This is a genomic window from Draconibacterium orientale (assembly GCF_900111425.1).
Taxonomy (GTDB): domain Bacteria; phylum Bacteroidota; class Bacteroidia; order Bacteroidales; family Prolixibacteraceae; genus Draconibacterium; species Draconibacterium orientale.
In genome coordinates, this window is record NZ_FOHT01000029.1 from 1 (window position 1) to 25,198 (window position 25,198).

A 25,198-nucleotide genomic window follows, 5' to 3' on the forward strand; every position below is an offset into this window, starting at 1 on the left:
TACAAAGAACGGTCAAACTGTGCAGGCTTGCTGCTAAGTTCGGTATATCTACTGTCATTACCTCATTATGCCCATTAAAAATGGGTGGACTCTCGGAATGATATAAATCAAGGGAGATTGAAAAGAGAGGTGCTTTGCGGCAAAGCCGCGAAGCACCTCTCTTCAAACCAATCCGAATCATTATCATTGCGAACCAAGTGAAGCAATCTATTATTCTTTACTGGTAACTAATAATCCCAATTACAAAATCAATATGCAAAACTACTTCCCCCTAAAAACTCGCGCAGCAGCGAGGTTGGCGGGATTTCCACATCGCTGATGGGTTTAAAGTACGACAGGAATTCCAGTAAACGTGTGGACTCTGTATATTCCGGCTGATTCTCGAGCACGGTCTTTAATATCGGCTCGGCATATTTTTTCAAAACGGCCAGCTCGTAAATGGTTGCCGAGTTAAACATTATATCGGCATTCTCCTGGTAAGGGAAAATATTTTTCTCCTCGCCTTTTCGCACCGATGGCCAGCGTTTAATTGTATCGGCAGCGCGGTAGCCCCGGTATCGGCTATCGCGGATCATACGACGCAGCAAGCGGTTATCAGCTGTTGAAATATGCGTGTGCTCATCCACCGAAATCTGGGTAAGCGCCGATATGAAAATTTTAAAGGTGTTCTGCTCCTTTACATCGGTCAGCAGACCGGGATTCATTCCGTGAATACCTTCCACAATTAAAATATCATCCTTTTCGAGTTTCAGCGTTCTTCCGTTTTCCATGCGTTTTCCGCTATGGAAATCAAACTTGGGCAAACGCACTTCCTTGCCTTCAAAAAGAGCGATCAGCTGGTGGTTAAAAAACTCAATATCGATGGCTTCCAGCGCCTCAAAGTCGTATTCGCCACGTTCATCTTTTGGTGTATGTTCGCGATCAACAAAATAATCGTCGAGCGACACCTGGTACGGACGCATACCGTTTACTGCCAGCTGTACACCCAACCGTTTGCTAAATGTAGTTTTCCCCGATGCCGATGGTCCGGCAACCAACACCACCTTGGTTCCGTTTCCGCGTGCCGATATCTGATTGGCAATTTCTGCAATCTTTTTCTCGTGTAGCGCTTCCGATATTTTTATGATATCGCCACTACGGTTCTGAAGTGCAAAATCGTTCAAACTGCCAATGGTGGAAACATTCAGAATTTCGGCCCAGTCTTTTTGTTCCTGAAAGATCTCGAACAGCTTGTCGTTATACACAACTTTATGCAACTTTTTGAAGTGTTTCCGGCGCGGAACCTGCAACAACAAACCATCAAAATACGGAACCAGGCCATAATTTGAAATGTACCCGGTTGAGGGCAGCAGGTTGCCATAGAAATAATCGCCAAGATCGTTCAGAAAATAAAGATACGAGTACATACGCCCTTGTTGCTCGAACAGCTGGGCCTTATCCTCCAGCCCCTGTTTTGCCAGCAAATCAACGGCGTGCGATGTAATTATACCTTTCTTTACAAACGGAATATCGGCCTCAATAAGCGCATTCATTTCCTGCTTTATCGAAAAAATGTCAGAGTCGGAAATTTCGCGTTCCAGCCCCTGCAGTTCGCAAAAATAACCATTGCTTATACCGTTTTGCACTTTGAATGCCACATGCGGAAAAACTTCCTTAACTGCGGCGTACAACACAAAAACCAAACTACGGATATACATTCGTACACCATCGGGATGCGTAAAATCGATAAACTCGATGTGCTTGGGCTTTACCACGCAAAACGACAGCTCTTTCACCTGGTGGTTTACAATAGCTCCACAAACCTGGTTATGGAGTTTTATATTCAAATCTTTACTGATTTCGAGCAATGATGTCCCCATAGGATAAGTATGGGTCATATGTGTATTCCTGCAATAAATTTCAACTTCTCTCATAGCCACTGTTTGTCTGTTTCCAGTGGTAAATGTATAAAAATGCGATGAGCAATTACCGTTGCAAGTAAAGTTTTTCGGGCTCAACAGCGACACATTTCACCAAATATGAAAGGTTTTACAGTACTGAATTTAAAACGAGAAGATTGCAAAACTCCTGATCACGTTCAATATTCAGACACCACCACACAGAGCATATAAGAACACAATAGATTACACGCTTTACTTTGTGAAACTCTGCGGTATCCCGGTAAACTCTGTGGTAAAAATCAGAAAGCAGCCCCTACAAGCCTAACTCCTGTTTTAAATATTTAGCCGTGTGCGATTTTTTGTTTGTGCAAATTTCTTCAGGTGTTCCGGTACAAAGTATTTTTCCACCATGTTTTCCGCCTTCCGGACCAACATCGATAATGTGATCGGCAACTTTAATAACATCCATATTGTGCTCGATAACAATTACGGTATTCCCCTTTTCTACCAATTTATTCAGTACCTCCAGCAACACACGAACATCCTCGAAATGCAGACCGGTTGTAGGTTCATCCAGAATGTAGATGGTTTTGCCGGTATCGCGTTTGGCCAGTTCGGAAGCCAGTTTTACCCGTTGCGATTCACCACCCGAAAGCGTAGTTGACGATTGTCCCAGCGTAATGTACCCCAAACCAACATCTTGCAAAGTGCTCAGTTTATTGGCTATTGATGGAATATGGTCGAAAAACTCCACACCCTGGTTGATGGTCATATCCAGCACATCGCTAATTGATTTTCCTTTGTAGCGCACTTCCAGCGTTTCGCGGTTGTAGCGTTTGCCGTTACACTTGTCGCAATGCACATACACATCGGGCAGGAAGTTCATTTCGATAAGTTTCAATCCCCCACCCTGGCATTCTTCACAGCGTCCGCCTTTTACGTTGAATGAAAAACGACCAGGTTTATAACCACGAATTTTTGCTTCGGGCAACTGAGCAAACAAACTTCTGATATCGCCAAATACGTTGGTATAAGTAACCGGATTTGAGCGTGGTGTGCGGCCAATCGGCGACTGATCGACACGAATTACTTTATCAATCAATTCCAGTCCTTCCACCGTTTTATAGGGCAGCGGATCTTTTAATGATTTATAAAAATGCTGGCTTAGAATGGGCTGTAACGTTTCGTTTATCAATGTTGATTTTCCTGAGCCGGAGACGCCGGTTACACAGATAAATTTACCCAGCGGAATTTCGAGCGTTACATTGTTCAGGTTATTCCCCGTACAGCCTGTGATTTTTAAAATATCCGACTTTCCGTTTCTGCGCACTGCAGGCACTTCAATTTTTTTTCTTTCGTTGAGGTAATCGGCAGTCAGCGATTTCGATTTCAACACTTCCTGTGGCGTTCCGGCTGCGACGACCTCTCCTCCGTGGCGACCGGCATGCGGTCCCATATCAATCAGATGATCGGCGTGTAACATGGTATCGCGGTCGTGTTCCACCACAACTACCGAGTTGCCTGAGTCGCGCAATTGCTCCAGCGCCTGAATGAGTTTCAGGTTGTCGCGGTGATGCAGCCCGATGCTTGGCTCATCCAAAATATAAAGCACGTTTACCAGCTGCGAGCCAATTTGTGTGGCCAGCCGAATACGCTGCGATTCGCCACCCGAAAGGCTTTGCGCCGAACGGTCGAGTGCCAGGTAATTCAGCCCCACGCCCAGCATAAAACCGAGGCGGTCGCGGATTTCTTTGATCACTTCGGCACCAATTTTTAGCTGACGTTCTGAAATTCGGTTCTCCAAACCATTCAGCCATTCGCCAAGTTCATCCAAATCAAGCCTGGCCAGCTCCGAAATGTTTTTACCATCGATTTTAAAATGCAACGATTCATTTTTCAGTCGCATGCCTTTACACTCGGGGCACTCAATGGTTTTTACAAACTGGTTGGCCCATTTCTGCGCAGTTTTCGAAGTTGTTTCTTCGCGCTGATTGTCGATGTATTTTATCACCCCATCGTAACTCATCATGTAATTCATGCTGTTACCAAGTGGTGTATTTTTAAGCTGAATGCGGTCGTTGGTTCCAAACAACACTTCATTCAGTCCGTCTTGCGGAATATCTTTAACAGGTGTTTTTAACGTGAAACCATGTTTCTCTCCCAGAGCCTCTATCTGCCAGAAAATAAGCGTGTTTTTATACGGCCCAAGCGGTGCAATTCCTCCTTTGTTGATGCTTTTATCCTTTTCGGGCATTATCTTATCCAAATCGATCTCGGTTACGCGGCCCAGACCGTTACACTTCGGGCACGCTCCCTGTGGCGAGTTGAATGAAAAGTTGTACGGTGCCGGTTCGTTGTACGATATTCCGGTAGTCGGGCACATCAGCAAACGGCTGTAGTATTTGGCTTCGTTCGTATCGTGATCGAGGATCATCAAAACTCCGTGCCCGTGTTTCATGGCAATCTGCACACTGTCTTTCAGGCGTTTTGTACTGGCTTCATCAACCACCAGTTTGTCAATCACAATCTCGATAAAGTGGTTTTTGTAACGGTCAACTTTATGGTTGTGCATCAGTTCGGTCAGCTCACCATCAATTCGTGCAGTAAGAAAACCTTTGCGGCGGATTTGCTCAAACAGCTCGCGGTAATGTCCTTTACGGCCTTTCACCACGGGCGCCAAAATATTGATACGTTTTCCGGCAAAATCACTTTTTATCAGGTTAATGATCTTTTCTTCGGTGTACTTTACCATTTTTTCGCCGGTGTTGTACGAGAATGCTTCGCCGACGCGGGCATACAACAAACGTAGAAAGTCGTAAATCTCGGTTACCGTTCCAACCGTCGATCGCGGATTTCGGGTGGTTACCTTCTGTTCGATGGAAATTACCGGACTTAAACCTGTGATCTTATCCACATCGGGACGCTCCATGTTTCCGAGAAACGACCGTGCATAGGCCGAAAACGTTTCGATGTACCGACGCTGCCCCTCGGCATAAATGGTATCGAATGCTAGCGACGACTTTCCACTTCCGCTTAAACCGGTAATCACGGTTAATTTATTTCGCGGAATTTCAACGTCAATATTTCGGAGGTTGTGTACACGGGCTCCCTGAACGATAATCTTCTCTTCCGATTCGAGCTCAGCCAGTAGTACTTCTGTATCTTTTTCTACTTTGTTCTTCGTCATTTTTAGCAATTTGGTGCTGCTAACGGTTCAGCATCACAATCAACACAAATTTGGGGCAATGTAACTTTAGTTGTCGGCTATTACAATTCCGGAATTTCTACCCAATATCTTTTTCTGCCCGAATAAGTGAGTTCATTCTCGCGCAGCCAGGGATTAAAATCCTTAAATACTTTATAGCTCAGCCCTTGTTTTTGCGCATAGTCGGCAAAATTGGCAACCGAGCCTTTAATCTCCACTTTTTTGGTTGGAATGATCGGATATTTATCCTCTTCGGAAATATAAAACTTATACTTCTCCGGATTTTCAAGAATCAACTTCAGGGCCACAATGCGATAAACATAACGGGCTGTTTCGGTGGTAATCAGCAAATCGTAATAATCATCCTCTTTTTGCCTTTCAACCTGGCGGTTCACACCGTTCATTCCCCTGTTGTAAGCTGCGGCAACCATGGTCCAGCTTCCGAATTTTTCGTAAGCTTTTTTAATGTACTCGCAGGCTACATGCGTTGCTTTCTCGATGTGGTAACGCTCGTCAACTTCGCTGTTTATCTCCAGGCCGTAATCTTTTCCAGTTCCTTCCATCAACTGCCAGAAACCGGCTGCACGTGCAGGTGAGATAGCCCGCGGATCAAGACCGCTTTCGGCTACAGCCAGGTATTTAAAATCATCAGGAATACCATGTTCTTTCAGGATGGGCTCGATAATAGGAAAATAACGAGGCACCAATTTTATGTAGCGAATGGTTTGCGAATGAAAATAAGCGTTGGAAAGCAGTTCGCGGTCGAGTGCTTCTTTTACATAAAACCGTTCGAGCGGCATTTTTTCTCCTGCAAAACTAACCGTTTCAGGCAACTCTACAGGTTCGAACATTACGTCCTTTTCTACTACTATTTCAGTTTTTCCCGATTGCGCCGACACCAGAATAACCACCACCACCGCAATGTTCATCACCACTAAAAACGGGGCAATAAATCTTCTCCAAATTTTCGTCATCATCCGTTTATTCTTCCTTTAGTTTTTCAAACAGCAAAAATACAATTTTGCCTCGATTACTGATTGAATATTACCGATTAGTATTTGATAATACCCAATAAATTCACGTTGTTCTTTATTGTGTTTCAAATAACTATCGGCATTATACCAATAAAGCCTGCCTTACAGGCAAAACAATTCAAATTGGTATAACAATAAAAAAGCCCGACAGTTTGCCGAGCCTTAAGATATCGTTCAGAGTTGGAGGACCCAATGTGCCTTCACCCGCTAATCTTCGCGATAAACAGGGATGTGACTTACCTGAGTAATATTTTGCAAATCGGAATAATCGTACTGGTAAAATCCATCATCGCCAATCATAAACAGATAGCCGTTTAGCGGAATTACATCGTAAGTGTTGATGTTGGCAAAATGCGAGATCATATGGTCGTCGATGGCTGTTTTATCTTCGGCATCGTAAACTTTAAGCCCGGCATCGCCGTCGCAAACAAAAAGCACATCGCCATCGATTCCCAACCCGTATGGCCCGTGCAGCGGATAGGATGCGATTAAATCATTATCCACATAATCATCATCCAACTGAAGCACATCGAGGCGGTTAACCGTACTTCCACAGGTGGTTCCGCCACGTAAGGTTACGTAGGCATATCCATCGGCAATTACCACAGGATCGCAACTTGTAACATGCCAGAAATCGCTGACATAAACCGGATACGTTGGCACTTCGATGTTAAATATGCGCATACCCGATTGTGTTCCCAAAAACATATGATTGTCGTAAATAAATAACGTTTCCACATTCCAGCCAACGTTTTGCTGCCCGATTTCCGATGGACTTTCAGGAGCTTTCACATCGAAAACATGAAGGTTAGCCTCATCAACAGCGTATAAATAATCGTTGTACAAACCAAAGCGCGCCATCGATCCGCCAACACCAAAAGTACTGGTTTGTCCTCCCCCGTTACTCAATTTCGGAGCGGCATTAAACAAGGCATCTTCAGCATAGCCCCAACGATACACCGGGTAATAATGGTATTCCATTTCCTGGCGCACCTTCTTTATTTCCCATCCGGTAACCACTCCTTTTTCTTTGTTCACTTCGGCAAAACGGTAATCTTCATCGGCAGGCGGCAAAGTGTATGGCAGCACGTCCTTAACACGATCAACTTCCGTTGGATTATTTATATCGCTAATATCGATGGCCACCAAATCGATGTAACTGTCGGCATAAAGAATATCTTCTTTTATGGCAATATCAACATTCCCGGGAATTTCGATAAAGCCAACATTTTGCGGATCGGCAGGATTTTGGTTGTCGATAATATGTACGCCTTCAAATTCTTCAACAATAAATAAGTAGCCGTCTTTAAAATAGATTTTACCCGGATTTACCAGTTCGCGCGAACCTTCAGATTTAACTCCGGCACGCAGTTCTTCATACGACAGATAAATTGGTGAATTGGCCGTAAACTCTTCGGTGTATTCGTCCAAACACGCTGAAAAAGCCAGCGCAATAAACAGTAGCAGAACTATATCTTTAATTGTCTTCATTGTCAGTGTTTTTAGTTGAAAATAATACCGATTTTAACCGTAACGCGGTTGTAGTCGATGTCAAGCGAATAGTCGTTATCGCCATCGTAATTCAGGCGGTGAAACTGATAACCAACAGCAAAACTCATCCCTAAACTGGTGGAAAACATTTGCTGATAACCGATGCCGGGATTTAGGAGCACTCCCCCTTTGCTATCGAAACCGTTTTGTCCCATATCACCCGGCCAGGGTGCAAAACTGCTCCAAACGGGGTACACATCGTAATAAATTTCGTTTGAGCCTTCTACCGGAACCTGGTAACCGGCCTTTAAAAACACGTAGGGGCCGGATAATTGTTTCTTAAAACGGTATTCGAAATTAGCAAAAACAGGCAGGTACGTTTCTTTCAGAAATTCAACACCAAAACCCAGGCCTACCGATAAATTCTGATTTACCAGGTAGTTTGCCGAACCGCTAATAGAAAATGGTGCCGACTGGCTGTTATCCGAATTTCCGGCTAAAACACCCATTTCGGTTCTGAAAAACCATTTAACATCCTTTGGCGCTTCTTCATTGAACATCGTTTTTACGTCGTGCTTCGAGGCAATTTTATCCACTTCTTCGGCATCGAAAATCCATACATTCCCGGCCGACTCAATTTGCAATTGTTTTCCGTTGTTTATATACGTGTATTTTCCTTTTATAATGGAACCGTTTTTCAGATAAACATGACCTTTTTCGGATTGCGCAAAAACGGAAAGCGACAATACCGAAATACACAGCAGCACAAGTAGTTTCTTCATAGTGTTTTTTGTTTTTATGAAGATGCAATGTGATCTGCTTAGGTTGCGTTCAACAAAAAATTTTATTCAGTAAGTTTGTTTTTGCTTAATAGCCCGAGGGCGTCAATCATTGACAACTCGCTGTTTATGTGCAAACTGTTTTTACGCAGGAGCTTTCGAATTTGCTTCTTATTTTCCGGGAACAGGGAGAATAAAGCCACCCGATTAAGTCGTATTTTAGTTATTCCACCCTTTTCGGTATATAAATAATAGTCTTTACGCATCAGGTACTCAACAGCTCGTTTTATCCCGTTTCTATCGGTATAAGGGCTAACCGATTGTTCGTAAATATACCAGTTAACCAACAAACTAAGCTCTCGGTTATAAAGCTCTTCTAAATACATACTGGTTTGCTGATTGTTGTTTTTGGTGAGGCGTACAAACTTTCGTGTTTTGCTTCCGTCCTGAAACGAAAACCATTCTACCATTTCTTTTTCAACCACATACAAAAAGCCCCCGTTGTCGTTATACGTAATCAGCTCATCATCAAAGGCCTGATAACGTAACCGGATATTTTCAAACTTATTGCCGTTTACAAATTTTACCGATCCGGCAACCCAATCGTCGGGATACAAAAAGAAGTAATTGATATCGGCGTTAAGCGTAAAAACTTCGCCAAGCATTTTTCCCTGAAGGTTATTTGATTTGCTATTGAGGTGATAGGTCTCGATTCCCATGTTCTGAGCCTGCACAATAAAAGCAAACAACACCCCCAAAACCACACCTGTATATTTTTTTAAGCTGCTCATTGTACCGATATTATTTTTGACGTTCTATACAGTTTCCCCGATTTTGTTATGGCTTCCACTTTAATTTCCAAATCTCCTTTTACATCTGAAAGTTGAAAGCTAAATGGCCAGCTTCCAGCGGGTTCAATCACCGAATTTAAAAACTGGCTACGGGTATCCGGTTGTGTTTTGCTCTTTGCGTTCGGTCTGTAGTTCGGCTGTTTTGGAAATTCGATACACGGCACTTTTAACTGAAAAAGATTGGGCTGTTGGGCCAGCCAGCTATTCGATTTATCGTTTAACGACACAGCCAGTATGCCCGTAAAACGCAGGTCTCCAAAAACACGCTCGCTTTTTACCAAATCGATGGAGGCAATATCCGTAGATTTCAAGTCCTGAAAAAATGAATTTTTAAATACCGGAATTCCATTGATAAGCCGCAATGGTTCAGCATCAAAAAACCGATCCTGCCCGTAGTTTAACATCCTGAATGTAAGCTGATCCTTTCGCTCGCGGTATTGAAATCCGATAAGCAATTCGCGCGAAATTTCTTTAAAACTGGGCAAATCAATAAACAGTTCAGGAACAATATGATTATCGGGGATGCCGTAAAATGGTATTCCGTAAGGATTTGACATTTCAAACGCATCGTTATGGCTAATTGAAACACCTCTGAAAAGTTTATTAAAGAATGTGCCTTTTATTGTGTTTTCAATAATTTCGCTCTGTTTTGGGTTTACAAAAGTCGAGTCGAATTTTAATTGTTGCACGGCCGACATAAAATTCGGAGTCAGCTCAATATCGAATAATGTATCTTCCTCCGCAAGTGCCTGCAGAATCAGGTTGGCACTCCCCATTGCATCGGGCAGAAAAAAATGAAACTGTCCGGTTGAGTCGGGGTAATAATAATCAAAATAGGTTTCGTTTCCGGTAACGGTTAACAATACCAGTTCCGTGCTTGCATCGCCCGTTTCCTTGTCGCTTAGGCGGCCGCTAATCAATACCCCGTCTTTTTCCGGGAATTCCGGAATACCCACATTCTGGTCTTTCATCCCGAAGTTCATAAAACCGGTATTTTCATGCGAAAAAGGTTCAATTATCCGGGCACTTGCCACCATAAATACGAACTCGTTGTCTCCGGTATTAATATTCCCCTTTACTTCATCGCGCCGGTGATAATCCGGGTCTTCAAGATTTATATCAATCTGGCTACCGGCACTTTCCGGAATAATAACCGAAGTTTTATTTTCCACTACCGGCAACCGATCGATTCTTTCATCGAAACGATTATAAACATATACCGACCTGCCAATACATTTCAGCAACCCATTATTTCGCTGTGCGTTAAAAAAGGCATGCACAAAATACAAGCCGGTTTGCAGGGAATCGGGCACGGCAATATAACCTTCGGTATGTGTGTTGTTGCACTTTACGGCACGCGATGCGATTAAATTACCGGTTTGCGATTCGAGTTGCAAACGCACAATATTACCGTATTGCTGTAACTCGTTGGGCACATATATTTTTACCCATAAAGTATCGCCCGAAATGCAATAGTCGCGATCGGTAAAAACTACAAGTTCGCGGTTGGCCGTAGTTTGCGCACCGGCGTTAAAACCCAACCAAACACTAACCACCAGAAATACTATTTTTAATGCTCTGCTCATTGTTTCTTACTATAAGGATACTGCCAAAAAGCAGGAGCAACAGACACTTGTTCGCCAGATAAAGGAATGTTGTGTAGTTCCTCAATCTCGCGCAATATAAATCCTGCTGTTTCAGATATGTATCGCAAAAAATACCTTGTTTCGTTATTCACTGATATTTCAAAATTCCCGAGTATCTTCTGATCACTGTCTGTAGTACATTTAATATTACTGCGTGCCTGCACATACAGGGGGTCAAATATTTTTCCTTCAGATTCAAGTTGATTATTCAAATCATCGTAATAGTTATAGGCACTTTCAGTTATTCCGTGCTGATACAGGATTACTATCCAGCCTGCAAAAATATGTTCTTCTTTGTATTGCATTTTGTTTTTCAAGAAATACAAGGCATGCTTTTTAATTTCTTTTGTACCCGAATATTCCGGTGGCGCAGCAATATTAAATGCTTCCTGCGGATAGGAAGATCTCCATCCATACACCGTTTCGGGCATTCCAATACCAGACGGTCCGGGAACATCGATAACATAATTGTATTGCAAAACAAAGCGGGTGGTAAAGCGGCAGTAAGGATTTTCGTTGTTGGGCGTAATATCAGCATACAAACGAATACCTTCTGATCTATCCACATTATCCACATCATTATCACCGCTTTCCTGTCTTATTTCAACCTCCTCAAAACCATACACACTGTCAATCGATGGTTTTTGGGGTATGTCCTCAAAAATCGATTCATATTCTTCTCCCTGGTATTGAATTTTTAATTTATACTGCAAATTCGGATCAAGAGTCTGCGCCAACCTGTATTGCCCCTGAGAATAATGCTGTAGCTTCAGTTCGTTACCATTATTATCAATAAGCCGCACATCGGCATCGGTAACTGCAGGCCCGGTGCTGGCATTATCGTAGTAGGCCACCGATTCGTATAAATGAATGTAATTAATCCGTTGGTCGGCCGAAATTCGTGCATCGGCAACCAAAACATTGTCCACCACATCTATATCAGGCCGGTAAACATCTTCGCAGCCCGACAGTAGAATGAGCAACAGAAAACTATATGTAATAATACGCTTCATTAAAACCTAAAATTATACGTTAGCGAAGGAACCGGAATACCAATTACCGACAGTTTAAACAGTGAATAACGGGTGTAATTATTGCTTTCGCCCGGTACCGACTTTTTGTAATACACCGAATACGGATTATTTCGGCCGTAAACATTATATACCGACAAGGTCCAGCTGCCTTTCCACATCCGTTTTTTACGCAGGTTTTGATCAAAAGTGATTGACAAATCCAAACGATGATACGATGGCATGCGGTATTTATTTCTATCGGAATAATAAACCAGATCTTCGCCGGCAAATTCATATTTAATTTCGGGCAAGGTGGTGGGTCTTCCTGAAACCATAACAAAGTTACCCGAAAAACGCCATCTGCGACTAATATTATAGGTTGCCGTTAGCGAAAAATCGTGTGGTTTATCGTAAATTGATGGATAATAATCGCCGTTCCACAAATTCTCTTCGTCAAAATCGCTGGTATTTTTCCGCATTGTTCGCGAATATACATAGCTGGCATAACCGGTTAAGCGGCCAAAGTTTTTGCGTGCGCTCAGCTCAATCCCATACGAATAACCTTTTGTAGGCACAAGTGCCGTTTCAACATGGTCGTTCATAATTAGCTGAGCTCCATTTTTATACTCAATCAGATTTTGCAAATATTTGTAATACACTTCCGCTGCAAGATCAAAATTCGCCAACAACGAGTTATTTTCAACACCAACTGCCACCTGATCGGAAATAAGTGGTTTTAAATGGTAATCGGCGGCTTTCCATGTTTCGGCCGGCGAGATTACCGCATTATTGCTGAGCTGAAAAATATTTTGCCGGGTACGCTGATAACTGAATTTCAGCACGGTGTTCATATCAAGATCGTAATTCAATGCCAGCCTCGGCTCAATTCCACCGTAAGTTGCCGAAGCCTCGTTGTTGCCAAACTGCAGCGAGTCGGTCACCGTTCCCGGATCTTTGGGCTGCCCCTCATCGTACAAATAAACCAGCGGAGTACCAATATTACTAAAATGATTGTAACGCAAACCGGCCACAATCGAGAAGTTCGGCAAAACCTGAAATTCGTCGCTTACAAACACCGACCAATCCAGTGTTTTCTCCATTGCTAATTTTCGACCTACAATTACCGTAGTATCATGCTGTGGAATAATCTCTCCCGGACTGATTTCGTTGTAAACAGCTTTAAAACCGGCTTCGGAATTATGGCGCTCGTTGGGGTGCCATTTAAAGTTATACCCAACCGAACTGTACTGCAACTGATTATCGAGATAATAAGCTTCATAAGGTTTATCGTTGGCCAGATCAGTAAGGCGGTAATCGTAACGGCTGTAGGCGGCATCCAGCTCGCCATAAAATTTTTCGCCAAAGCGATTGTTTAGTTTTAAGTTGCCCAGCAGGTTTCCGTATTCGGTTATCGATTGCGAACTGGTACTAAACTCGTCGAAACTGGTATAGGCCATTACGCTTAGTTTGTTGTGCTGATTGAACTTATAAGTTAGTTTTCCCGACACATCATAAAAATGGGTAACACCTTCGTTTAAGTCGAGATTGGGAATTTCTTGCAACAACCAGTCGGTATAGGAACTTCGGCCACCGATTGCTACGGTAAGCTTTTTATTTTTAGTTAATGGCCCGTCAAGCGCCAGGCGCGAGTTTATAATTCCAATTCCGCCATATAAGCGTATGGTTTCGTCGTTTCCTTCTTTAAAGTCAACCTCCATCACCGATGCCACCCGTTCGCCGTAACGCGCCGGCATGCCTCCTTTAAACAATCGCACATTTTCCACCACATCAGGATTAATAAGCGACATAAAACCAAACAGGTGCGACGAATTAAATACGGGGCTGCCATTTACCAGAATAAGGTTTTGATCGGTGTTTCCGCCACGAACGTTAAATCCCGACGACAATTCGCTAACGGTTTGTACGCCGGCCAGAATGGTAAGCCCTTTTAACACATCAACCTCGCCCATTAATGCCGGCAGTTGCTGAATTTCTTTTCCACTCATTTGCACCATACTCATTTGCGCCCGGGGCACATCTCCATCCGATCCCAACACGGTAACCTCATCAATGTTATGCGATTCTTCAAACAATCGAAAATCTGCGGTACCATCTTCAATCAAACGAACATCTATTGAGGAGCCTTCAAAACCGATATAGGTGATCGTTAATCTTAAGTCGCCGGTTGGCAAGTCCAGTTCAAAATTTCCGTTGGCATCAGATGTGGTACCTTTTTGAAGCTTGTTGCAATAAACCACGGCACCAACCAGCGGAGCTCCGTCTTTTCCGTCGAGCACCCTGCCTTTTAGTGTTGCCGTTTTGTATCGGCCTAAATTCATGGGATCGCCCACTACCAGAGTTTGTGAGTAATCATCAAATTTCGACCGGGTATCGGCCGACCTGCGAAAAATTACAATTCCATCATTCTGGAAGAAATCATAGGTTAGTTCCGAATCGTAAAATACATTATTTAGCGCCTGCAACAATGGAGTGTTTTCAAACTGATTGGAAATGGTTGAGTTTTCAATCCACGAATCTTTGTAATAAACCCGTAAATTATAATTGGTCTCCAGGTCATTCAAAAATTGCACAAGGGGCCGGTTTTGGTACGAACCACTGATTTTTAACTCCTCAATTTGCTGGGCATACAAAAGCGTATTACTTCCCAACAAGAGAAATAAAAACAGGAGCACATGATTAATCAAATAATTCTTCAATTTGGTTTTGAGTCTTAATTTATATTTTGTTTGACTTTCATTCTCTCCGGAAGTTTAAACGAACTTCATTTAAGCATTCTGTTCAGCAAAAAACAATCAACAATACCGTTCTACATAACCAGGTTTTGCTAAAAGCGTACTTAACATGTCTGCGTTATTTTCAGTATTTCGTGAGCAATAAACCTTGTTATTCTATTCGGTATTTAACAATAGTATAAAAACAGGGCAATATGTTACAACTCTTTTTATTTTATTCCCGATTAATTTTCACCAGCTTCGGCGAAAACGGCAATCTTTTACCTCACGCCCCGGCTTGCAACAACGATACTCCGATATCCGAAGATTTTTCGTGCAAAAACGTGCGTACGGCACCGGCCGCCTCAACCCGGTTCTTAACTTAGCCAGGCAGCACTTATAAACTGTTAACCCAATCAGTATTTTTCGGAGCCCCTTTCCGTTAATTGCCCAATTGTTACTCAAAAAACCTTAAATAACTCAAAAGCAATATTTTATAGGATTACTTTTTTGTATTTTAGGGGATATTATAGTAGAAGGACGCATTATTAAAATTTTATAAGGACAATTAACAGGCCCACCCAAAAGTGGCGTTTTGAATAATTACTGCTGTTACAACTGGTTAAAGTCGGTAGCATCAGTATATTTTTAATAACATATTAAATTGAAAAGATATGAAGGCACTCGCAAAAATCATTCACCAAACCCCTGCATCATACCTGCCAACTGCTTTTCCTGCGCATTATTACGGAATGCCAAACGGAAGGATTTTCATCGTTTTCTCGCGATTTTACGATTTGGCGATCGGAGATTCGGGTATCGAGTTTGTGTTTGCCGAGCATGATGATTTTTCGTATAACTACGAAACCGGCGAAATTATTCCATTACAAAATATCGCCAGAAAGTTAAAAGTGTTTTCGGAAGAAGTGGATCATCCCAACCTGAAGATCAGCATCTTTGCCACAAAACGAAACCTGCAATCTTACGGACAGGCACAAGCCTTTTTAAACGACGAAGCAATGCGAATGTGCGCCGTTTCTGCTTAAAGAATAACAAAATTGTGTTATCGTTACCTTTTCTTAGATATTTTCAGTATTTTGCCCTGTGATTTTAGGCAGAAAATCAATGCTTTACATGATATAAACCGTTTATTTTTACCTAAAATTTAAAGTTGTGATAGTCATGAAATTAAATGCATTAAAACTTACCCAGGAAGTAAGAGAGCTAAAAATAGTTAGCGCCTCGGAAATAAGCGAAACATCCACTCCATTATTTGAATTAAGCAAAGAAACCATTAGCGAAAAGAGTTTTACCTCTTCATTCCAGGACTTTTCGGTTTACCACATTCTGAAACAACAGCTATTCGGTATTAACTAATACCAAATAATATTTAACTGTTATAAGATAACCCTCAGGCAGTAGTATAATATAGTACTGCAGTTTTATTCGCCGTAAAACACAAAAATCCTTTTCAGCGGGCAAAATTACGTGCTGTAAAAACCATTACAAAACACACTCCGTCAACCAATTCTCTTGCAAAAAAAGTGATGTAGAAAAACTTTTCTCTTTTTAATTGTTATGGTTTATAAACACAAACTATAGCACGATGTCGAATCTGCAGATTTTGATCAAAGAACTTGGTAAGCCCTATTCCGATCTCCAATTTCTTTTAACCTGTTTCCGCGAAGTACTGATTGAAAATGGCGAAAAAGAAGTGGCAAGCGTAATGCCATGGATTGGTGACGAGAATTCACAAAATGCCGGTTATTTTTCGCAAAAGCACTTTAACATGTATTCGGTTTGTTTTCAGCTGTTAAACCTGGCCGAAACAAACGGTGCCGTGCAACAACGCCGAAAAACCGAAGAAAGCAACTCGCTACTGGCCACAAACGGACTGTGGGCCAACAGCCTACATCTTTTAAAAGAAAAAGGAATTGCAGAAGAAAAAATTCTCGAATCGTTTAATAATATTTCTATTCAGCCGGTTTTAACCGCTCACCCTACCGAAGCCAAACGTCCGGTAATTCTCAAAAAATACCGCGAGCTGTACCTGCTTTTGGTAAAACGCGAGAACTCGATGTACAACTCGTACGAGCTACAGGAAAATCGCGAAGAAATGAAACGTGTAATTTCCTCCATCTGGCACATCGACGAGTTTTACATGGAAAAACCCACCGTTGAAAACGAGCTGGATAATGCTATTCACTATTTTGTAAATGTTTTCCCCGAGGTGGTTCCGCTGTTAAACCGGCGACTTGTTCAGGCCTGGGAATTTTCCGGGTTCGACTCCAGCCCACTAATTAAAAACAACAATTTTCCGCGGTTAAAATTCGGAACCTGGATTGGTGGCGATCGCGATGGCCATCCGTTGGTTACTGCAGAAGTAACCCAAAAAGCGTTACACAAACTTCGCTTAAACGCTTTTATCACGGTTAAGAACGAACTGAACAGACTGGCCGACGACCTGAGTTTTTATTTTGAAATATCGGAACTGCCTGAGTTTATGGTTAAGCGCTTTAAAGAGCTGGTGGCCGAAGCGGGAAATAAAACGAAAAAAATTATTTCATCATCGAAGAACGAGGCGTTTAAACTTATAGTGCAGCTTTTTATCAATAAACTGCCACTAAATATCGGGAATTCTCAGTTGTTGGAGCTCGACGACAAAAAAGGCACCTACGATAACTCCAAACAATTGCTCGAAGACCTGGAATTGCTAAAAAGCGCCCTACTGGAAACGAATTATATCGACATCGCCCATCAATCGGTTAACCGCTCCATCTATTTTATCCAAACCTTTGGTTTTCATCTTGCCGAACTCGACATCAGGCAAAACAGCCGCTATTACCATTTGGCCCTGCAACAACTGGTTGAAAAATCAGATCCGTTTAACGCTAAAGATACCGAATGGACCGAGGAGGGCAAAAAAGCATTTCTGGAGAAGGAACTACGATCGGCGCGACCGTTTACGCACGATTACAGCCAGCTCGATACCGAATCGAAAAACACGATCGAATGTTTTCAGTTACTGAACAATCACATTTCAAAATATGCGCACTATTCCATCGGGTCGCTAATTATTAGCATGACCCAAAGTGTTAGCGATTTGCTTACCGTTTATATTCTGGCACGAGAAGCCGGCCTTACACTTTTCCGCGATACGATGATCATTAAACTGCATGTTGTTCCGCTTTTCGAAACCATTCAGGATTTGATCGACAGTCCGGCCATACTGGAAGAATATTTTAGCTATCCTGAAGTTCAAAACAGCCTGGAATACCAGCGTAAAGCACAAAACCTGCCGGTAAAAACACAGGAAGTAATGATTGGCTACAGCGATAGCAACAAAGACGGCGGGATACTGGCCAGTGCATGGTTTTTATACAAAGCGCAGAAAGAAATTACGGAAGTGGGCAGAAAATACGGTATCGACATTAAGTTTTTCCACGGAAAAGGAGGCTCAATTAGCCGCGGTGCAGGACCAATTCACTGGTTTTTGCGTTCGCTGCCACACGCCACGCTTTCGGGCAATTTTAAAATTACCGAGCAGGGCGAAAGCATTGAAAAGAAATTTGCCAATAAAATAAATGCTGTTTACAACCTCGAATTAATGTTATCGGGGAATGCATTAAACACGCTGCTGCACAAAACGCCTGAAGAGGATGGCGACGACATTGCCGAAATTATGGAATTTATGGGGCAGGAAAGTTTTAATACTTACACAGAACTGCTTCAAAATCCGCATTTTCTTGATTTTTACCAGGAAGCTACACCAATTGATGTGATTGAACAAAGTAAAATTGGCTCGCGCCCCGCACGACGAACCGGAAAAAGAAGTTTCTCCGATCTCCGGGCCATTCCGTGGGTATTCAGCTGGGGACAATCGCGCTACCACATTACCAGCTGGTACGGTGTTGGGTCAACACTCGAAAAAATGAAAAACCAATGCCCCGACAAATACGAGAAACTAAAAAAGCTGATTCCGAAGAACCAGTTTATACGCTATGTTTTAACCAATGTTGACACCAGTTTGGCAAGCACCGACAAAGACATTATGCAGCTTTACGGCGGCCTGGTGAAAAATGAAGAAACACGTTCTGTTGTATTAAACCTTTTGCTGCAGGAGTTTGAAAAAACACAGCAAATTATGAACGAATTGTTGGGGCGCCCCATGCAGGAGCGGCGAAAAAGTCATTATTACTCCACGAAATTACGTGCCGAAGCGCTTCGTACACTGCACAACTACCAGGTGCACTACATTAACAAGTGGCGCGGGCAGCAAAATGCCGATGCCGACGAAAATAAAGAAATACTTAACCAGTTGCTTCTATCGGTAAATGCCATTGCAAACGCCATGGGAACAACCGGATAATTTCTCATTTCAAAATAATGTTTGTAATTAAAAACGTAAAACAATACCTATTTCAGAAATAAAATAAAACAATGAAAGCCCTTTTAAAAGCGTTAAAAATTATCCTCTTAACACCTGTTCTTCTTATAGTAATGTTTCTGCTTGTGTTGTGCGTAAGCTATTCGACAACTTACGTTTATCGTTTGGCCACTATGAATGTGGCCGATGTTTACGACTATCAAAAATTCGAGAATAGGACAATCGAATCCTCATCTGATACTTTTGAGTTTGCCAAAGTGCTTGATGAAGATTTTGTGGAAAACTTATTTCAGGATAGAGTCGATCAGTCGGGTTTCAGTTCATTTGACGAGTGGGCTGAAAAATCGCAAACCACAGCGCTGATTTTCATCCGCAAAGACACCATTTTGTACGAAAAATATTTTAACGGCTTTTCGCGCGAATCCTATTTCCATTCGCAGTCGATGGCCAAATCGTTTATCTCGTTTTTAATTGGTGCGGCTATTGACGATAGATTAATTGCCAGTATCGACGACCCGATGACAAAATACATTCCCGAGCTCAGGGAACGTGATCCTGATTTTGAGAAAATAACCATTAAAAACCTGCTTGAAATGCGTTCGGGCTTAAAGTATTTTACCGGTTATATTCCGGGTACTTACATTCATCTTCCTTGGCATGCCGAGGCGGTTGGTTATTATCATCCCAACGTACGACAGCTATTGCTAAAAAAAATAGAAATTGACCGGGAACCCGGAAAATCGTTTCAATACAACAATTACAACACCAGCTATTTAGGATTGATTATCGAACGGGCGACAAACAAAACCGTTTCGGAATACCTGGAAGAAAAACTGTGGTCGGAAATTATGGAGTACGATGCATTGTTTTCTATCGACAGTAAACGATCGGGGTTTGAATACATGCCCAGCCGGCTAATCGCCCGGGCCATTGATTATGCGCGTTTTGGAAGGCTTTTCCTGAATAACGGCAACTGGAACGGCAAACAGGTGGTTTCCGAAAATTGGGTAATGGAATCTACTCGTGAGAAAAAAGATATTCCGCGCAATATTTACCCCGAATGGTTTGGTGGCGACAATTGCAAACATGTGTATTACACCTACCAGTGGTGGGGACAAACCAATTGCGATTCAACTTTTCAGTTTATGGCTTCGGGCAACCTGGGACAAAATATATATGTTATTCCCGATAAGGAAATTATAATTGTACACTGTGGCAACTCGCTGGAACATTACGGCGATTTTGATCTTTGGAATGTGGCCGAAAAAATTCGTGAGCAACACTAATTTCCAAAGTTATCCGAAAAAAAAGGTGATATAAAAAACTCATATCACCTTAATTCCTTACTCTCTTTTTATTGCTTAACTCAGAATTTCTTCCAGTGTGATGTAATCACCCACTTTGCCAGTCATTTTTTCCACATCGGTATTTACCGGAAGTGTTTTTTTGCCCGGTCTCCAACCTGCCGGACACACCTCGCCGGTTTTGCTTGCATGCTGCCAGGCCTTAATTTGTCTGATAAACTCAATTACATTTCTTCCCACAGAATCAGCCTGAACTTCCTGTGCCACACAAACGCCATCAGGATTAAACAGGAATCGTCCTCTTAGCGCAACACCTTCTTCTTCGATTAGCACACCAAATGCACGGCTAACTTCCTGGGTGGTGTCGGCACCAATTGTAAGTTGCAAACCTTTCAGAATCGGTTCTGTTTCCACAAATCGTTTGTGCGAAAATTTTGAATCAACCGACACGGGCAAAAGCTCTACTCCCAGTTCCTGAAATTCATCGTAATGGGCGTTCATTGCTGCAATTTCGGTCGGACACACAAAGGTAAAATCGGCAGGATAAAAACATACCACTGTCCATTTGTCCTTATAATCTTCACTTTTTACGGTTTTATAATGCCCCGTTTTTGCGTCGTACGCTTCCATTTCAAATTCCGGCATCAGTTGCCTTACCATTGTTGCACTCATTGATTTCTCCTCCGTTTTTAAATTTTCAACTACATTTTCTTTATTCTTCTTTTTTTTCAGTGGTTTTACACCATTAACACATGCCATAATTATTTAATTTATGTGGTTATTATATTATGCCTAACAAACTTACAACAAATAACCTTATATCCATTTACAACTTGATTTATTAAACGTTTGTTCACTTAAAAAAGTTTAAAGGGCACGTATTTTTTTTTTGAAAAATTCTATGAGTGGGAAAATCAGGCTAAAAAAAAGCACGATGTTCAGCAAATAATTTTGTAACCCAAAACAGCAACGGGTTTGTTAAACTGCCTTTCGTTTTATTTCGAATTCAGTTTAATTATCACATCAAAACCACTGTCGCTTGACGAGTTATTCAGCTGAAAAAACAGGAAGCGGAACAGTTCGTACTCCAGTTTTACTTCATATTTTGAAATGTCTTTTTCGTCGGTTTCGCCAAAACGCTGCTCGTAACTTACAAACAAATCGTTGGTGATGTATTTCCCCACTACAACGGTTGCGTTTTCGAAATCGCCATCGCCTTTCAGTTCAATGTAGTCAACATCCAGTTTATCACCCAGCAACTCGGTTAATTGCGACGACAGCACCGACATGGCTGCTGAACCTGCAATTTGTCCGGCTCCTGAAACATTCTCCTGTTGTGCAATGCTTAGCTCATTCATTGCCACCCCAAATAAAATGTACGACAAGGCATCACCTTCGCTGACCGGGCTGCCATCGAGCGTAAAATTAACTTCCGGCTGACTCGCGGTTCCCGATACCTGAACCGTTAACTCCATCTCTACTTTTTCGGGACTACGAAACGCATACACAGCCTTAATATTCAAACGGGGCATTAGTTCTTCTCCCCCCTGAAAAGTGATCGTTCCTTCATCAATTTTGAAGGTTTTTCCAAGGACCTTATATTGCCCGCGCACCACATTAATACGGCCAAATAACTCGAAGAATTCCGGGTTTTTAATGATTTCCACTTCTCCGGAAACTTCCACGTACATCTCCTTGTCTTTAATCCATGTATTCTGCGGTATTTCAACTGAAAGTCGCCCGGTTAGGTTAGATAGCGAACTAAAATCGAGCGAATCAAGTGCAGAAATTGTATCGTTTACAGCCACAGCCACAACCGCTGTATCTTTCAGTTTTTCTATTTCGCGCATTAATACCGGTTTCGGCAATTCAGGCTCGGCAAACTGCCCGGTTAAATTCATAATGGCAGGAATATAAATATTGGCTTCAGGAATTTCCAGATCGCCATCAAAAACCATTTTTCCGCCTTGAGCTTTTAAACTGACATCGCCTGATACTTCCATATTAAACTGCCGGTGATCAACCGGATTAAAAGCGTTGAAATGAATTTTCAATTCCGACTCTTTGATCTTCCCGTTGTAAATAGCAGAACCAAAATCGACCGTACCACTGGCTTTCAGATTTCCATCATTGGTTTTAATGTAAAACGAATCGAGTTGGGCGGCATCTTCCGAAAACCGAAGATCGAGCATAACATCCTTGTATTCAATTCCATATTTGGGAATTAAAACCGCTGCATTATTCAGCCTGATATTTCCATCCGGCTCAGGAGATTTTAAGGTACCACCCACCTTTACCTGCCCGTTTAAAAATCCTTCTACTTTTTCGTCCTCATCTAAAAACTGCATTGCCGACAAGGGAAAACGCTCCAAAGCTAATCTGCCATTAACCATCGCATTTGAATCCAACAAAAAGCTCATACTGTCGAAACGGGCCTCCAAAGGAATGTTGGCGTTAATTTCAAGCAAACCGGTATCAAGCGGAACAACTTGTGCATCAATATTCAGGCGGTTGTTAGCCAAATTGAATTCTCCGCCAAAATCCGAAAATTGATAGCCATAAGCCAGCGCCTTGTCAATTCTTAAACTTCCATTTAACTGAGGCGATGACGCGGTTCCTTTAAGCCTTGCTTCGGCGTTTATTTTTCCGGAAATTTCAGCATCCATTCCCAAACTCTTTAACAAGCCGGCAATATTTACATTGGCAATTTCAAATTGAAAATCTTCGTTGCCGTACTGCGAAAATACTCCACCGGCTTTTATGTATTGTGCCGAATCGGACTTATCGGAAACCATTTTCAGGTTTTTTAGCCGGTATTCCAGCGAATCCAGTTCCAGAACCGCCGGTGCTTCGGCCAGGTGCAGGTGTTGGTTCTTAAAATCCAGACTCCATTCCGAAAAAGCGATATTTATCACATTGTTAAGTGCAATTTCCGACTTCAGCTGTGTATGAAAATCCTTGCCTTTTGCCTGCATTTCAAGCTGAACTGAATCTGAATAATAATTTGCCGAGCTACTGATACTATCCAACTCAAAATTGCCCGCTTTGAAATTTTCCAGCCTGGTTGTTGCCGCAAACGTGGTATCATTAGCAGTAAGTTTCCCGGTAGCATCTACCCCAAGTTTACCGACCGTTATATCAGCAAATCCGGCGTTCTGCAATTCGACAGTAGCAGCAAGTAACAGCGAATCTTTCGTGCCGGAGAGCTGCGCGTTTACTTTTCCCTGCCCGTAAACACTATCCAGCGGAATAAAAGCTGAAAAATCCTGTAAATTTTCAAATTGGGCTGACAACTGAATAGCTGAACTTCCGGCTAAATTGTAATTCCCCGAAGCGGTTAAATACAGCGATTTTGCGTTTGCCCAAAGCGAATCGATTACCATATTTTGCCGGCGGTAATTAACCTGCCCTACCAAAGAGTCGATAGTATAACCGGAGAAAGTTGATTGACTCAATATCACATTTGTGCGAGCCTGCAGGATTTCAGGATCAAAACCTTCACCACTCAAATCGGCTTTTAAGTTGATATCCGATTGTAACGAATCGTTAGCCAACAACGGCGCCAGATTCAACCTTTTTGTTATCAGGTGCACCTTATAAGTCGGACGTTCCAGCAGATCTTGTATTTCGGGCAAAACGGTAACCGCCCCAAAATTTCCTTTAGCATCAATTTTTCCGGAAAGATCTCCCCTATTCATTCGGAGTTTCATTTTTATCTTCTCCACAGGTTTTTGCGCAAAAACACAATTCCTAAAATCGGCATCTACTTTTATATCCGCAGTTTTCGGATCTACGCCACTTCCATCGATTTTAAAGTCTCCGTTTAGCGTATGCTCCAACGCCGGATTCCCCATCCAGTGCGCCAGATTAACCTTCTCGATATTCCCGGTTATTTTGTATTCCAAAGCTGTTTTATCGGGGCTATTGATAAACTGAAGCAGGTTTTCTGAATTAAGATCGAGCTTGATCAGTTGCTCTTTATCACGAACGGAAAGTGTTGCCTCAACGCCCTTTTGTGTAGAATTTGCCTTGAAATCAATTTCCGGCCGGGCAGGAAGATTGATTTGCGGCAACAAAAACTCAAACTCCTTTATATTAATCGGTTCGGTTTGCATTTCAGCCACAATCTCCGTTGTTGCATCACCCGAGTATTTTGCTTCTGCATTCAACGCATTTTGTGCTGTTTTTAAATGAAAGTTATTTAGCGCTATATTTTCTTCAGTGCGCCGGGCTGCGAAAGTCAGTTCGCGTAAAGCAAAATCCGGACGCTGCGTTTGTAAGTCAAAGTGCTTTAAAGTGATTGTTTGTTCGTTAGACGAATACGCACCATCGGCCTCAAGGTTTATATTTTTTACTTCGTCGGGGATAAGTGAATCGAGCGCCTGAATCTGAACCCGGCCATCGCTAATTTTAAAGTTGGATAAAAGCATTCGGAAATTACCGGAAGCAGGCGTAGTATCTGTTGAACTTCCGGCCTGTTCTTTCAATAAAGATTCGAAGTTCCATGTGGAGTCTTTTTCTTGTTTCAGGTACACATATGGCTCATTTATGCAGGCTGATGATAGTTGTAACTCGCCACGCCTTAATGGCCACAAACTGTACGATGCACCAACCGAACTGATGTAGAGAAAAGTATCTTCCTCGTATGTCCATAGCACATCTTCCAAAGCTAAATTGGAGAAAAAGTTCCCACTGATTTTTCCAATTGCCAATTCCCCGTTTACAACTTTGCCGGCCTGCTTGGCAGCCACACGTGCAAATTTGTTTTTAACCGGCTGTGTTTGAATCAGCAAGCCGGAAAGGAACAGCAAAATAATGATGCCGGCCAGCAGCCAGGCAATAAAGAGTACTATTTTTCGGATTATTCTTTTCATTC

Annotated in this window: 15 protein-coding genes; 4 read left to right on the forward strand and 11 right to left on the reverse strand. The window is 42.3% G+C overall.

The window, feature by feature from the left end:
* Positions 1 to 248: 248 nt before the first annotated feature.
* The 9 genes from BMW53_RS15105 to BMW53_RS15145 form a co-directional block, all read right to left on the reverse strand.
* Positions 249 to 1,913 carry a nucleoside kinase gene (locus tag BMW53_RS15105; protein WP_038555852.1) on the reverse strand — a complete coding sequence of 555 codons (1,665 nt, stop codon included), beginning with the start codon at positions 1,911 to 1,913 and terminating at the stop codon, positions 249 to 251.
* Positions 1,914 to 2,193: 280 nt separating this feature from the next.
* Positions 2,194 to 5,067 carry an excinuclease ABC subunit UvrA gene (uvrA, locus tag BMW53_RS15110; RefSeq protein ID WP_051567588.1) on the reverse strand — a complete coding sequence of 958 codons (2,874 nt, stop codon included), beginning with the start codon at positions 5,065 to 5,067 and terminating at the stop codon, positions 2,194 to 2,196.
* Positions 5,068 to 5,147: 80 nt separating this feature from the next.
* Positions 5,148 to 6,062: a lytic transglycosylase domain-containing protein gene (locus BMW53_RS15115; RefSeq protein WP_139178194.1), complete on the reverse strand. Its 915-nt coding sequence runs from the start codon at positions 6,060 to 6,062 to the stop codon at positions 5,148 to 5,150.
* Between the two features lie 264 nt (positions 6,063 to 6,326).
* Positions 6,327 to 7,610, reverse strand: a complete 1,284-nt coding sequence (locus BMW53_RS15120; RefSeq protein ID WP_038555855.1) for an LVIVD repeat-containing protein — start codon at positions 7,608 to 7,610, stop codon at positions 6,327 to 6,329.
* Between the two features lie 11 nt (positions 7,611 to 7,621).
* Complete coding sequence (locus tag BMW53_RS15125) at positions 7,622 to 8,392, reverse strand: outer membrane beta-barrel protein (protein ID WP_038555858.1); 771 nt, start codon at positions 8,390 to 8,392, stop codon at positions 7,622 to 7,624.
* Between the two features lie 62 nt (positions 8,393 to 8,454).
* A complete protein-coding gene (locus BMW53_RS15130; protein ID WP_038555861.1) occupies positions 8,455 to 9,180 on the reverse strand; it encodes a hypothetical protein in 726 nt (241 codons plus the stop codon).
* Entirely contained in the window at positions 9,177 to 10,826 is a 1,650-nt protein-coding gene (locus tag BMW53_RS15135; protein ID WP_038555864.1) for a hypothetical protein, read from the reverse strand. Before BMW53_RS15135 ends, BMW53_RS15130 begins: the two co-directional genes overlap by 4 nt.
* The gene (locus BMW53_RS15140; RefSeq protein ID WP_038555868.1) at positions 10,823 to 11,899 is read right to left on the reverse strand and encodes a DUF4249 domain-containing protein; all 1,077 of its coding nucleotides are present in this window, start codon (positions 11,897 to 11,899) and stop codon (positions 10,823 to 10,825) included. The genes BMW53_RS15135 and BMW53_RS15140 overlap by 4 nt, the downstream gene beginning before the upstream one ends.
* On the reverse strand, positions 11,899 to 14,616 hold the full coding sequence (locus BMW53_RS15145; RefSeq protein WP_139178196.1) for a TonB-dependent receptor: 2,718 nt from the start codon (positions 14,614 to 14,616) through the stop codon (positions 11,899 to 11,901). The genes BMW53_RS15140 and BMW53_RS15145 overlap by 1 nt, the downstream gene beginning before the upstream one ends.
* Before the next feature lie 689 nt (positions 14,617 to 15,305).
* On the opposite strand from BMW53_RS15145, the gene BMW53_RS15150 reads away from it, so the two are divergent.
* From BMW53_RS15150 to BMW53_RS15165, 4 genes are all read left to right on the forward strand, one after another.
* Positions 15,306 to 15,677, forward strand: a complete 372-nt coding sequence (locus tag BMW53_RS15150; protein WP_038555870.1) for a hypothetical protein — start codon at positions 15,306 to 15,308, stop codon at positions 15,675 to 15,677.
* Positions 15,678 to 15,813: 136 nt separating this feature from the next.
* On the forward strand, positions 15,814 to 16,008 hold the full coding sequence (locus BMW53_RS15155) for a hypothetical protein (RefSeq protein WP_038555873.1): 195 nt from the start codon (positions 15,814 to 15,816) through the stop codon (positions 16,006 to 16,008).
* A gap of 229 nt (positions 16,009 to 16,237) precedes the next feature.
* On the forward strand, positions 16,238 to 19,000 hold the full coding sequence (locus BMW53_RS15160; protein ID WP_038555876.1) for a phosphoenolpyruvate carboxylase: 2,763 nt from the start codon (positions 16,238 to 16,240) through the stop codon (positions 18,998 to 19,000).
* A gap of 71 nt (positions 19,001 to 19,071) precedes the next feature.
* Positions 19,072 to 20,304, forward strand: a complete 1,233-nt coding sequence (locus BMW53_RS15165) for a serine hydrolase domain-containing protein (protein WP_051567590.1) — start codon at positions 19,072 to 19,074, stop codon at positions 20,302 to 20,304.
* A 75-nt stretch (positions 20,305 to 20,379) separates the two neighbouring features.
* On the opposite strand, the gene BMW53_RS15170 is transcribed toward BMW53_RS15165, so the two are convergent.
* The gene (locus BMW53_RS15170; protein ID WP_038555879.1) at positions 20,380 to 21,081 is read right to left on the reverse strand and encodes a peroxiredoxin; all 702 of its coding nucleotides are present in this window, start codon (positions 21,079 to 21,081) and stop codon (positions 20,380 to 20,382) included.
* Positions 21,082 to 21,317: 236 nt separating this feature from the next.
* Entirely contained in the window at positions 21,318 to 25,196 is a 3,879-nt protein-coding gene (locus tag BMW53_RS15175) for a translocation/assembly module TamB domain-containing protein (RefSeq protein ID WP_038555882.1), read from the reverse strand.
* Between the last annotated feature and the right edge of the window lie 2 nt (positions 25,197 to 25,198).